Origin of the sequence: Sodalinema sp. (assembly GCF_046483825.1) — a bacterium.
Taxonomy (GTDB): Bacteria; Cyanobacteriota; Cyanobacteriia; order Cyanobacteriales; family Geitlerinemataceae; genus Sodalinema.
Genome location: NZ_JAWOCL010000125.1, coordinates 1 through 12,543, shown reverse-complemented (window position 1 = coordinate 12,543; position 12,543 = coordinate 1). Strand labels below are relative to the sequence as shown.

13 protein-coding genes and 1 pseudogene are annotated in these 12,543 nt (G+C 52.0%); 10 read left to right on the top strand and 4 right to left on the bottom strand.

Features of this window, described 5'->3' with window-relative positions; genetic code table 11:
* The 4 genes and pseudogenes from R6U67_RS08125 to R6U67_RS08110 all read left to right on the top strand — a co-directional run.
* The coding region (locus R6U67_RS08125; RefSeq protein WP_410252078.1) for an RNA-guided endonuclease InsQ/TnpB family protein at positions 1-584 on the top strand (584 nt) is incomplete at its 5' end.
* Between the two features lie 86 nt (positions 585-670).
* Positions 671-1,246 (top strand): DUF1131 family protein, encoded by a 576-nt coding sequence (locus tag R6U67_RS08120; RefSeq protein WP_410252077.1) that lies wholly within the window; start codon positions 671-673, stop codon positions 1,244-1,246.
* Between the two features lie 160 nt (positions 1,247-1,406).
* Positions 1,407-1,655, top strand: a complete 249-nt coding sequence (locus R6U67_RS08115) for a hypothetical protein (protein WP_410252076.1) — start codon at positions 1,407-1,409, stop codon at positions 1,653-1,655.
* Between the two features lie 268 nt (positions 1,656-1,923).
* A pseudogene (locus R6U67_RS08110) lies at positions 1,924-2,169 on the top strand (DUF1830 domain-containing protein); the annotation flags it as partial.
* Positions 2,170-2,314: 145 nt separating this feature from the next.
* On the opposite strand, the gene glpK reads toward R6U67_RS08110, so the two are convergent.
* Both glpK and R6U67_RS08100 read right to left on the bottom strand, forming a co-directional pair.
* Positions 2,315-3,814: a glycerol kinase GlpK gene (glpK, locus tag R6U67_RS08105; protein ID WP_410252075.1), complete on the bottom strand. Its 1,500-nt coding sequence runs from the start codon at positions 3,812-3,814 to the stop codon at positions 2,315-2,317.
* A 126-nt stretch (positions 3,815-3,940) separates the two neighbouring features.
* The gene (locus tag R6U67_RS08100) at positions 3,941-4,711 is read right to left on the bottom strand and encodes an SDR family oxidoreductase (protein WP_410252074.1); all 771 of its coding nucleotides are present in this window, start codon (positions 4,709-4,711) and stop codon (positions 3,941-3,943) included.
* A 72-nt stretch (positions 4,712-4,783) separates the two neighbouring features.
* Here R6U67_RS08100 and R6U67_RS08095 point away from each other — a divergent pair, with 72 nt between their 5' ends.
* From R6U67_RS08095 to R6U67_RS08085, 3 genes are all read left to right on the top strand, one after another.
* Positions 4,784-5,632 (top strand): alpha/beta fold hydrolase, encoded by an 849-nt coding sequence (locus R6U67_RS08095; protein ID WP_410252073.1) that lies wholly within the window; start codon positions 4,784-4,786, stop codon positions 5,630-5,632.
* 26 nt (positions 5,633-5,658) lie between these two features.
* A complete protein-coding gene (locus R6U67_RS08090) occupies positions 5,659-6,468 on the top strand; it encodes a SirB1 family protein (protein ID WP_410252072.1) in 810 nt (269 codons plus the stop codon).
* Positions 6,469-6,752: 284 nt separating this feature from the next.
* On the top strand, positions 6,753-7,331 hold the full coding sequence (locus R6U67_RS08085; protein ID WP_410252071.1) for an NADPH-dependent FMN reductase: 579 nt from the start codon (positions 6,753-6,755) through the stop codon (positions 7,329-7,331).
* Between the two features lie 24 nt (positions 7,332-7,355).
* Here the strand turns inward: R6U67_RS08085 and R6U67_RS08080 are convergent, their stop codons facing one another.
* A complete protein-coding gene (locus R6U67_RS08080) occupies positions 7,356-9,011 on the bottom strand; it encodes an ATP-binding protein (RefSeq protein ID WP_410252070.1) in 1,656 nt (551 codons plus the stop codon).
* 105 nt (positions 9,012-9,116) lie between these two features.
* On the bottom strand, positions 9,117-10,115 hold the full coding sequence (locus R6U67_RS08075) for an N-acetylglucosamine kinase (RefSeq protein WP_410252069.1): 999 nt from the start codon (positions 10,113-10,115) through the stop codon (positions 9,117-9,119).
* A 69-nt stretch (positions 10,116-10,184) separates the two neighbouring features.
* Here R6U67_RS08075 and R6U67_RS08070 point away from each other — a divergent pair, with 69 nt between their 5' ends.
* From R6U67_RS08070 to R6U67_RS08060, 3 genes are all read left to right on the top strand, one after another.
* Complete coding sequence (locus tag R6U67_RS08070) at positions 10,185-10,907, top strand: pyridoxine 5'-phosphate synthase (protein ID WP_087709789.1); 723 nt, start codon at positions 10,185-10,187, stop codon at positions 10,905-10,907.
* 86 nt (positions 10,908-10,993) lie between these two features.
* A complete protein-coding gene (locus tag R6U67_RS08065) occupies positions 10,994-11,320 on the top strand; it encodes an MgPME-cyclase complex family protein (protein WP_410252068.1) in 327 nt (108 codons plus the stop codon).
* A gap of 65 nt (positions 11,321-11,385) precedes the next feature.
* Positions 11,386-12,420, top strand: coding sequence for a hypothetical protein (locus R6U67_RS08060; RefSeq protein WP_410252067.1), 1,035 nt, complete (start codon positions 11,386-11,388; stop codon positions 12,418-12,420).
* Positions 12,421-12,543: the final 123 nt, after the last annotated feature.

Here is a 12,543-nt window from a genome sequence, read left to right as displayed (position 1 = left end):
GATATCTCAGAAAGTCTGAGAAAGCGCTTAAGCGCCTTCAACGTCGATTGTCTAAAACCCAGAAAGGGTCTAAGAATCGACAGAAAGCTAGAAATCGATTAGGGAGAAAGCACCTCAAGGTAAGTCGGCAACGTAAAGACTTTGCCGTCAAGACGGCATTGTGCGTCGTCCAGTCTAACGACTTGGTCGCCTATGAGGACTTGAGGGTGCGAAATTTGGTAAAAAACCATAATCTCGCTAAATCGATCTCCGATGCGGCCTGGTCAACGTTCCGCCAGTGGGTGGAGTATTTCGGTAAGGTGTTCGGGGTGGCAACAGTTGCTGTTCCTCCTCAATACACGAGCCAAAGTTGTTCTAACTGCGGGGAGAAGGTCAAGAAATCTCTGTCAACGAGAACCCACCGCTGCCCCCATTGTGGATTTGTTGCTGATAGAGATCATAATGCAGCTATTAACATCCTTGAATTAGGATTATGTACCGTAGGGCATACGGGAATTAACGCCTCTGGAGACATCGACCTCTGCCTTGGTGGGGAAACTCCTCAAGGTAAGTCGAGTCGCAGAAAGAGGAAACCTCATCAGTAATGGTGGGAATCCCACGCTATATTCTTTGAATTAGCGTGGGAGGATGTCAAATGGCTGCCAAACTTCTCCCTACCCAAGTCAGTCTAATGGCTGTAGTTTTAATCACGGGTTGCGCCACGCAGACCCCAACTCAGACCCGGGAGGACCAACCCCAGGAGAGTGAATCGGCCCGGGTCAGCCAGGTTCAGGACTCGGTTGAGTCGTCGGCGCCTCCACTGACGAATGCGGGTTGGGGGGAGATTGGTGTCGAGACTCCCTTCGACGGCGATCGCATCCAAGCCTTGCTACCGGGGTATCAGGTGGAAACGGGGCAGATCTCCCGTGAGGGGGAGTCCTACCCCACTCTTGACGTCTATCAGGGCGAGACACGGGTGGCGCAACTTGATCCCCTAGACCCGAATCGTCCTGAGGCGGGTATTCAACGCATCACCATCACCGATCGCACCATTACCGGCCCAGGCGGCGTCCGGGTGGGAATGACTTGGGCGGAAACCCCGAATTTGGATCAGTTGGACTGTTTCCCCGGTGAAGGACCGACGACGGGCTATTTACTTTGTACGCCGGCCAATGCTGAGCGGGTTCAATATATCTATCCTCAACTCGGCCGGGATGGCGATCGCGCTCCGGCCCCCTTGGAGCGATTAGTTTGGCTCAATTGGTAATCGTCTTGGAGGGGACGAGATGCAGACGCATCCTCTCACTTCTGGTGGACACAATCGCTTGAGGTGAGTTCTCCGAGTCAGGGTTGGGATGGGTTCTCCCTCTGGCCTCTTGCCTAATTGCGATAGCCTAGAGAAGATAGTGATTTTAGGAGTTTTGATTATGGAATCGACCCCTCTGACGGATATAGATTTGCTCAATTGCGCTCAGGCTAATGCTAAGGAAGGCCTAGAAGCCGCGACCCAACACTGTGGCTATGGTTCGGATTCTGAGCGTTTTATGGCGGCATTACAAGAAGCTGCTCAGAATAAGGGAATTACTCTGGAAAAATTCAGTGATCTCCTCAATTTTGACGATTTGCGACCTTCTCCGGGGGAAGCGATCGCCCCGGAGAGTCCCGGAGAACTTTAAGATGATTACCGCCGGGGATCTTAAGCCGAGCGATCTCCTTAAAATCCCCGGCATAAGCCAAGTTCACCCCTAAGGTAGATGCGTGATCCGGGGAAATTGAGCTTTAATAAACATAGCGAGATCTACTAATCCCCGTTAAAATAGGGGTATGTTAACAAACACATGATTCACGGGGCGATCGCCACCCGGCGTCGCCAAAATTTTTGAGAGAATCTGATCTAACGCCGTTCCCCTATAAATCCGCTAGATAATAACAATGACGATTGCAATGACTTCTACTCCGAATGTGGCTACTCTTAAAGAGACCCCCATTCTCTGCTATTACACCAATCGAACGGGAAAAGTTCAGGTTGTCCGCATTTCTAACATCCCCAATTGGTATTTTGAGCGAGTTGTCTTTCCTGGACAACGATTAATTTTTGAAGCCTACGAACAAGGGCAACTTGAAGTCTATAGTGGTGCGATGGCTAGTGCCGTACTGGCGGACTCCATTGGTTGCGATCGCCTGCAAATCACTCCTCTCGAAGAACAGGCGTAAGTCGTTGAATTTCACCAATTAAAACAAAGCCTAGAACGGTTGTCAAGCACTGTTCTAGGCTTATTTAATGGAACTGATACCATTTTTGAAGTCAAATCTGATCCAGTGTGGTTCTCAAGTTCTAGTTTGACTCAATCCAATGTTTGGCCCGTTCAACAGCCTTGAGCCAGATTTTATACTGTTCTTGCACCTGGGGCGCATTCTCACTGGGTTCAAACACCCGATCAATTTGTCGTCGTCCGATCAGGCGTTCATAACTATCATAAAAGCCACTCACCAATCCAGCACCAAACGCCGCACCTTGAGCCGTTGCATCGAGAATTTTGGGCCGTTCCACAGGAATCCCCAGTAAATCCGCCTGGAACTGCATCAAGAAGTCATTTTGCGAGGCGCCGCCATCGACTTTGAGCCGTGTGACGACATCCTCACAATCACGATTCATCGCATCGACGACTTCCTTAACTTGATAGGCGATCGCCTCCAATACCGCTCGCACCATATGCTCACCGCGTACCCCGCCGGTAATTCCCTGGAACGATCCCCGCGCATTCATATCCCAGTGAGGCGCTCCCAACCCACTCAAGGCTGGCACAAAATACACCCCATTGTTTCCCTGAGCTTGTCGGGCCAGATTTTCCGTTTCCGCCGCGCTGGCGATCAATTGCAAGCCATCTCGTAGCCATTGAATACAAGCTCCCGCCGTAAACATCGCTCCTTCCATAGCGTAATGAGAGCGATTTCCCTGACTCCAGGCGATCGTGGAGAGGAGTTGATTTTGCGATCGCGCCACCTCCGTCCCCGCCTGTGCAATCAGGAAACAGCCGGTTCCGTAAGTACATTTCAACAAACCGGGGCGATCGCAGCCATGAGCAAACAACGCCGCCTGCTGATCGCCAAAAATGGCCATAATCGGAATCTCATCGCCGAACAAATCCGTCGTCCCAAACTTTCCTAAACTGGGTTTAATCTCAGGCATCATATGAGGAGAAATGCCAAACAAATTCAGCAAATCCTCATCCCAATCCCCCCGTTCCAAGTTCATCAACATGGTCCGGCTTGCATTACTACTATCCGTCGCGTGAACTTGGCGATTCGTCAAATTCCACAACACCCAAGAATCAATCGTACCGGCAATAATGTTATCAAAATCGATTTGTGGACGACGTTCTCGCACCCAATCGAGGAGCCAAACTAATTTGGTTGCCGAAAAATAGGAATCGAGAACCAATCCCGTGCGTTCTTGAATTAACTCAGATTTCCCTTGGCGACGGAGAGCATTACACAGAGGAGCCGTGCGACGATCCTGCCAAACAATGGCTTTATGAAGTGGCCGCCCCGTATTTTTATCCCAGAGTAAACAGGTTTCTCGCTGTACCGTTAACCCAATAGCCGCAATCTCTTTCGCCGTGACATTGGCATCATCTAAAACATCTTCAGCACAGCCGAGGGTATCTTGCCAAATTTCGGTAGCATCATGTTCCAACCAACCCGGTTCAGGATAGTACTGTTTCAATTCTTTATAGGATTGTCCAACCACTTCACCATCACGATCAAAGAGAATCGCCCGGTTTCCAGTCGTTCCTAAATCCAGGGCCAGAACGTATCGTTTATCGCTTGTCATAGTCAGTAAGTCTTAGGGAGGATGCAGCTTGATATTGTATCAACTGCCCCCTCCCTTGTGGCGTTAAATACAAGTTTAGCCACAATAATTATGATTTCTTTATCTTCAAGCAGACGTCAAGCAGACTTAACGGCGATAGACTTGGGTGGCTGTCGCTTGATCCGTGGGAACCACTAGCATTTCGCTAATGTTGACATGAAGCGGACGAGTGGCACAAAACCAAACGAGATCCGCAATATCCTCGCCGGTGAGGGGAGTTAAGCCACGATAGGTTTCACTGGCCCGCTGGCGATCGCCGTGGAAGCGAACGTCACTAAACTCGGTTTCGACTAAGCCGGGATCAATTTCACTGACGCGAATCGGCGTTCCCAACAAATCCTGTTTTAAGCCTTGAGTAATCGCTCGCACCGCCGCTTTGGAGGCACAATAGACATTACCCCGTGGATAGGCGTGACGGCCGGCGATGGACCCGATATTGAGGATATGTCCTCGCTGACGTTCAACCATACCGGGAACAATGGCCCGCGTCACATACAACAATCCCTTGACGTTAGCATCAATCATTTCCTCCCAGTCATCGAGATCGCCCTCTTGCAGTTTATCGAGGCCTCGACTCAGTCCGGCATTGTTAACGAGGATATCAACAGCTTGCCAATCTGCGGGAAGTTGTGTTAATTGACTTATCACGGCGTGGCGATCGCGGACATCTAAGCTGAGACAATGAACCGCCGTTCCCCAATGACGATGCAGATCGCTGGCCAAGGCCTTGAGGCGATCGCCGCGACGGGCTGCTACAATCAACCTGGCCCCGGCTTCAGCAAAGCGTTTGGCACAAGCGGTGCCAATCCCACTACTTGCCCCAGTGACGAGAACGATTTTATCCTTAACAGAATCCATAACCCTTCTAATCTAACGACGATGTAACGGCACTCGTCTCATCCTATCACTGCCCTTTGGTTTCCTCTGCCTATGGCTGTCCGTCACACCCTGCCACTGTCTGCAAGCGATTTGCACCTGTCTTATCTCGACTGGGGTGCAGCGACAGGAGAACCGATCCTATTACTGCATGGCCTAGCCGATCATGCCGGAGTTTGGCAACCGGTGGGCGAGGCGTTAGCTGCGGCCGGTTTCCGGGCGATCGCCCCCGACTTACGGGGCCATGGTGACAGCAGCAAACCCCCTCAAGGCTATGACTGTCAGACCATTATCAGCGATTTACAGGCACTTCTGAGGCACCTCGGCTATGAATCCGCCCATATCCTCGGTCATTCCTGGACTGGAAAAGTCGTCCCCATCTGGATGCGTCAGCATCCCCAGCAGTTCCGCAGTGCCATTCTCGTCGATCCTTTCTTTATCGGCAAAATTCCCAAATGGTCACGAGTGACCTTTCCCCTGCTCTACCGCGTGTTACCCTTCCTACAAGCCATGGGACCCTTTCCCTCCCATGACGCCGCCGTTACCCAAGCGAAAACCCTCAAACAATATCGCGGTTGGAGTGAACATCAACAACAGGTTTTTGAAGACAGCCTCGAACAAAAGGCCGATGGAACCTGGGGTAGTAAATTCACGACAGCGGCCCGAGATGGCATTTTTGAAGATGTCATGGTTGTCGATGGTTTAACTGAACCCCTGACGGTTCCAACCTTGTTGATTAAGCCTGAGGGGGGCCTGAATCGCACTCAATGGCAACTGAAACCCTATTATCGCTATCTTAAACATCTCCAAGTTTGTGACGTTCCCGGCAATCATTGGGCATTTTTAGTTGAACCCACTCCGTTTATTGAAACGTTGCTGAGGTTCTTAAAACAACAGCCATAGAACATCAACCATAAACTCTCAATACTATGGAATTTTCTCAATCTCGGCAGCGATTTTATCAAGAAATCAATCAGAATCCCATCGACTTAGGCAAAGCGGCCCTCTGTATTGCCTTAGAGGAGTATCCTGAGTTAGATATTGACCACTATAGCCAACGCTTAGACCACCATGCCGCTGAAGTCGCCAAAAATCTGCCCCAGGAACGCTATCCGTTGCGCGTCATCAATGCTTTAAATGAGTATTTATTTGAAACTCTCAAGTTTCGCGGCAATACCGATAATTACTACGACCCGAAAAATAGCTTTCTCAATGATGTATTAGAGCGTCGGGTTGGCATTCCGATTAGTTTGTCGGTGGTCTATTTAGAACTCGCCAAACGACTGGACTTTCCGATGGTGGGTATTGGAATGCCGGGCCATTTTCTGATTCGCCCTGATTTTGAGGATGCCGGTATTTTTGTCGATGCCTTCAATGCTGGAGAAATCTTATTTCCTGCTGATTGTGAACGACGACTGAGCGAAATTTATGGTAAGCCAGTGATGCTTCAGCCCGAGTTTCTCGAACCCGTCACCTCTCGGGATATCTTGGTACGGATGTTGATGAACCTGAAGGCGGTCTATATTTCTCAGCAAGAGATGAGTCAGGCACTCGCCGCCATTGAACGGATTTTGTTGTTAGCCCCTAATGCGGTGTTAGAGTTACGCGATCGCGGTTTAATTTACTACCAATCCGGTCGTGCGATCGCCGCCACGCAAGACCTAGAACGCTATTTATCCCTCCGTCCAGATGCCCCAGATGCCTCCACGATTCAACGCATTTTAGAACGATTGAGATAATTAAAGATCCAGAGTGTGAAGTTGACAATGAGTGATTTTTGTGATAGCTTCATGTCGTCTTGAAAGTAGTTTTGTAACCCCGAGTTAAACAGGCAACCAAAAGCATAGACATTTTGCCAAAAGAAGGCAACCCCAGGAGTAAGCCCTAAGATATCTCTCCCCTCCACCGGAGAGGTTAAGGGTGAGTTATACCGATTGCCCTCTTCCCCCCTGTTCCCTGTTCCCTGTTCCCTGTTCCCTGTTCCCTGTTCCCTGTTCCCTGTTCCCTGTTCCCTTCTCCCCCCATGACCAAAATCCTCGCATTTGCCGGAAGTTCTCGCCAAGGTTCCTTTCACAAAGCCCTCGTCAAAATTGCCGCCCAGGGTGCCGAGGCGGCGGGGGCGGAGGTGACAACCATCGACTTAGGGGAGTATCCCATGCCCCTGTATAACCAAGACTTAGAAGCCAAAGAGGGCTTTCCTGAGACGGTTGTAGCCTTCAAGAAACTCCTCAAAGCCCATGATGGCTTGCTGATTGCCTCACCGGAATACAACAGTTCCATTACCCCCCTACTGAAAAATGCCATCGACTGGGCCTCCCGCCCCGAAGAAGGAGAACCACCTCTGTCTTTGACCTGTTTTCGGGGTAAAGTCGCCGCCTTAATGGCCACCTCTCCCGGTGGAATGGGGGGATTACGGGGTTTAGCTCATGTGCGAGATATTCTGCAAAATATCGGAGTTACGGTCATTCCGCAACAAAAGACCATTTCGGGGTCTTATCAAGCCTTTGATGACCAAGGAAATTTAACCGATTCTGACCAAGATGCAGCGATTCGTGACCTCGGAAAAGCCCTAGTCACGGTAACGGCCAAACTTCACAGTTAGCTAGTTAGCTTACATCTAGCTACATTAGGAGTCTTGGGAGTCTGAAGAACTGTGGGAGATGGGAATCGTGATAATAAACTCGGTTCCTTCTCCTAGAGTTGACTGACACTCCAAGGTTCCTTTGTGTTTTTCAACAATAATTTGATAACTAATTGAAAGTCCTAACCCCGTTCCTTTTCCCACCGGTTTGGTTGTAAAAAAGGGCTTGAAAATTTGTTGACGAACGGACTCCGAAACCCCAGCGGCGTTATCTGCGATGCGAATTGTTACCGTGTTATCGGGATTACAAACCGTTGTCAAGGTTAAGCTGCTAGGTTGGGCTTCGACCTCTTGATAACTGCGATCTTTATCTCGTTCATCAAGGGCATCAATGGCATTGCTGACGATATTCATAAAAACCTGGTTCATCTGCCCCGTAAAGCATTCGACCTTGGGTAACTCCTGATATGACTTATCAATGATAATTTCGGGGCGATTCGGTTTAGCCTTGATGCGATTTTGTAGAATCACTAGAGTGCTATCGAGTCCTTCATGGAGATCAGACAGCCGCATTTCCACTTCATCGAGACGTGAGAAGTTCCGCAGCGAACTGACAATTTCCTTAACGCGATTTGCCCCGACCATCATAGAACTCAGCAGTTGCGGCAAGTCATCGAGCAAAAATTCAATATCAATGGATTCCGCTTCTTCCGTGATTTCTGGGTTAGGGTCGCTGTAATGCTGCTGATAGAGTTCGAGTAAGCCGAGAATATCCTCAGTGTATTCTTTAGCGTGAACTAGGTTGCCATAAATAAAGTTTACGGGGTTGTTAATTTCATGAGCAATCCCGGCCACCAACTGCCCCAAACTGGACATTTTTTCGGTTTGAACCAGTTGCAGTTGGGTTTGTCGTAACTCATCGAGGGTATCCGAGAGGCTTTGTGAGAGTTGCTGAACCTGAGCCTGGTCGGGGTCTGCGGACTCGTCTGAGGCGGGGATACTGGCGAGAAGACGACCGATCGCATAGAGATGTTCATGATCCTCTAGGGCAACGAGAGTCCATTGATACCAATGGTAGGACCCATCCTGATGACGATAGCGATTTTCCAGCCGTAGCGGGGTGTTGGCGGTTAGCTGTGTTAAGGCGGTGCGGGTCGCGTCGAGATCGTCGGGATGGAGATAGCTGAAGGAACAGGTGTGTTGTATGTCTTGAGGAGAATAGCCGAGATGCTTTTGCCAGGCGGGGTTGACGTGTTTGAGAATGCCCTTTTGGTCAATGAGACAATGGAGATCGGGGCTATTTTCAAACACAGTTGTCCAGTTGAGGGCGATCGCCTCGGCCGTCTTTAAGACGTCAGTCTGGACGATAATTCCGGCGAGATCGCCGCGTTCATCTCGCCAAGGAGAGAGTTTTTCCTGTAGCCAACAGCGATCGCCATTTCCCAATTTCAGCCAGTGGGGCGGACAAGAACTGGGGAATCCATCAAGACAGCGACGATAGGCTGCTTGCCAGGCGGGAGGGGCCTGGGGAACCAACTCAGAGTACGGCTGGCCCGCATAGGGGTCAACCGCCCAGATGTCTTGCCAGGGTTGAGTCCAGAGGACCGACTTGAGATCCCGATTAAACAAGGCGATCGCCGTCCCAGATTGTTCAAGGACCTGACGGAAAAGAGTCAAATTGAAGTCGTTGGAATGCTCCACGCCTTCGTGCCTACCTCCGAAAGTTCTACGTTGGGGTGTGAACTCTGCCCGAACGATCGCTTGATGCTCGCGTCATGCTCTCAATGAGTGCATCGAGACAGATTCTCAAATCCCCTTCGTCATCGTAGCAAAGCTTGGCGGGAAAGTCTCTGATTGCCAGCCAATGGATCGCCCCGCCAGCCAAACAGCACCATAAACCGCCTCATGACGAGGCGCAACGACCTGAATTTGCGGACAAGACTCGGTGATCTGTTGTTGAAACCGTCGTCTGAGTTGCCCCTGACTTTGCCAAGTTCCCCCCAGGGTGACTAACTCGACGGCATGGTTGGGGGGAAATAATTGCTGATAGACACTGCGGCTGGCGATCGCCAACTCAGCGGCCGCCTCATGGAGAATCCCTGTCGCGACGGCATCTCCCAAGCGAGCGACCTGATCGACCACCGGCGCTAATTTCGCCATATCTCGGGGCAGCCAATCGGGGTCATAGACCCGCCTCACGAGGTCCTGAACCCCGTCTAAACCGAGATGTTGACAAATCGCGAGGCTGAGTTGAGTTTGAGGCGATCGCCCGTCAGCCGCCCGTACCACGGCCCGCAATCCCTGACGGCCAATGTCATAGGCACTGCCTTCGTCGCCGAGGAGATAGCCCCAGCCGCTGGACCGGGCCACCTGGCCGCTGTCATTGCGACCATAGGCGATCGCCCCGGTTCCGGCAATCGTGGCCAGGCCCACGTCTCCCCCTAATCCCCCCACCAGGGCGATTTCGCAGTCGGGACAAATCCGCACCCCCCGAGGATGTAAATCCCAGGTGAGGGGCAAGCGGCTATCTTGTTGTAGGAGTTGCAGCCAATCGTGAACAATCTGTTGGTCGTGAGGCCGGCCCACTCCGGCTAAACCGAGGGTGACGGCCCGAATGGTGAGGGACTGGTGAGCGGTGGCGGCGGCGATCGCATCGAGGATGGCGTGATAGGCCGCTTCCCCGCCGACGGTTTGATAGTTCGAGGCGGCGGCTTCCCCTCGCCCCAAGATGGTTCCGGCGGCGTCCACGACCAAACAGCGGGTTTTACTACCGCCACCGTCGAGACCTAAAACCGTTGGGGTCATAGAAGAAACAGGAGACAACGACGTAGAATATTGAACGTTGAGCATGATACCACCAGGAGAGAACCGAGCTTGATTACCCTTGGCGTCAATATCGACCATATTGCAACCATTCGACAGGCGCGACGGACGACGGAACCGGACCCCGTGGCGGCGGCTGTGTTGGCGGAGTTAGGAGGGGCCGATGGGATTACGGCCCACCTGCGCGAAGATCGTCGCCATATTCAGGATCGCGATGTCTATCTGTTGCGACAAACGGTGAGTACCCATTTGAACTTAGAAATGGCGGCCACGGAGGAGATGGTGGCCATCGCCCTGGATCTCAAACCTGATTATGTCACTCTGGTTCCTGAGAAGCGGGAGGAGGTGACGACGGAGGGAGGATTGGATGTCGATGGGAGTTGCGATCGCCTTACGGAGGTGGTGAGCCGTCTCCAGGGGGCTGAGATTCCTGTGAGTCTGTTTATTGACGCCGATCCCAAGCAAATTCAGGCCTCGGCTGCCACTCAGGCTCAGTTTATTGAACTGCATACGGGCTGTTACGCTGAAGCCAAAACGGAGATTAAGCGCCAACAGGAGCTTGAGGTGTTGCGGACTGGCTGTGCGATCGCCCGTGAGTTGGGGTTACGGGTGAATGCGGGTCATGGCTTAACCTATCTCAATGTCTATCCTGTCGCCTGTATTGAGGGGATGGAGGAACTCAATATCGGCCATACGATTATTGCGCGGGCGGCGTTGGTGGGCATTGAGCGAGCCGTGCGGGAGATGAAACAGGCGATTCGTCGCGAACTGTAACACTTAATTTCCCTAAAGTGTTTCACGGCGGTATGATTTGATATTGCAACTGCCGTACTATCTCTAACGATTCCTTTCGACTGACCATGACAACTTACTACTATGTGGCTGCCAGCCAGAAATTCCTGTTAGACGAAGAACCTCTCGATGAGGTGCTTCAGGAACGAGTCCGCAATTACCAGGAACGGGAAAAGGAGATTGATTTCTGGTTGGTGAAACAACCGGCGTTTCTCGAAGCGCCCCATTTGGCGGCGGCGAAGGAAAAATGTCCGCAACCCTCCGTGGCGATTGTGTCTAGCGATCGCCAGTTCATTACCTGGCTGAAACTGCGGTTAGAATATGTGCTAACGGGTCAGTTTGAGGCCCCCTCGGAGAGTATCCCCGATCCCCTCGCCTCTCTCGCTCAAGCTTAGGTCAGGATGGGGGAGAGTGATACATCAATCGCATCATTTGTCAACCCCATTTCAACCAACAGCCCATGCGTTTTCCTCATCCCCTTACAACGGTCATGTCGGTTGCGATCGCCCTGGGTTGGCTCGGGGGCCTAGGACGACTGCCGAAGGCGATCGGGCAATACGCCGCCTGTGCGCCCCCTCAGGCGGGGGAATTTCTGGTGTTAGTGCTACCTGAAGGCAATGACGACCTGGCCGTTGTGGGGAGTCTTCTGCCGAGTCAGTTCCAGGCTCAACCCTGCACCTATCTCGATGAAGTGGTGTTACGGATTCAGGGATTTTCCGGCCAAGAGGAGGCGTCCGCCCTAGCCCGCAGTATCACGGAGGAAGCGGGCTTAAATGCTTTTGTCACTCGTCCCCCCAGGGCGGACAATGCTGGTCCCTCGACCCCAACCTCGGGGCCAACCTCAGGGCCAACCTCATCGAGTTCCCTGAATCTGCCACAAGTTCAGATCATCGAGGCCCGCCCCGCCGGTGGGGGGTCGTCTTCGGCCACATCGAGCGGCGATCGCACGGCGGCCCGAGACTCTGACTCCACTTCAGCGTCAGCCCCGGACACCTCAAGGACAGGCGATCGTCGTGATGAGGGCGTCGATTTAGAGATCAGTTTAGGGGATTTGCCCCCAGCGAACCTTCCCGACGACAGTGTTGAGGGTCCCGCCCCCGACGGCGATACTGGCGATTTACCGGTCTATATCCCCGTAGAGGACGACGCCGCACCCATCTCGTCAAATCGCGCCCCGGAAGCCCAGCCCCTGCCGCAAATTGCCGTCACCAGCCCCACGAGAGGCTATAATCCCCAGCCATTAGACGAGGGATATGCGGTTCTCGTCGATTACTTCAATCAACCCCAGGTGGCCCGTCAAGTGCAACGGGCCACGAATCGCACAGTGGGGTTAGTCTCCTATGGACAACGTCCCTATCTGTTGGTGGGCTACAGCCGTGATGAGACAGAAGCCAATGCACTATTGCAACGCTTGAGCAATGAGGGCTTTTGGACGATGGTGGTGGACAGTCAACGGGTGATGTTACTGATGCCTCAAGTCAGTTTGAATGAGTGAGAATTTCTGACGCCGGAATCCCTGTTAGACTTATTGATACCATTGGCTTAAAAATTAACCAATACATGAGGTAAGAATTCATGGCTGATATTGTTGATATTGCCGTCAGTGCCGGGTTATTTG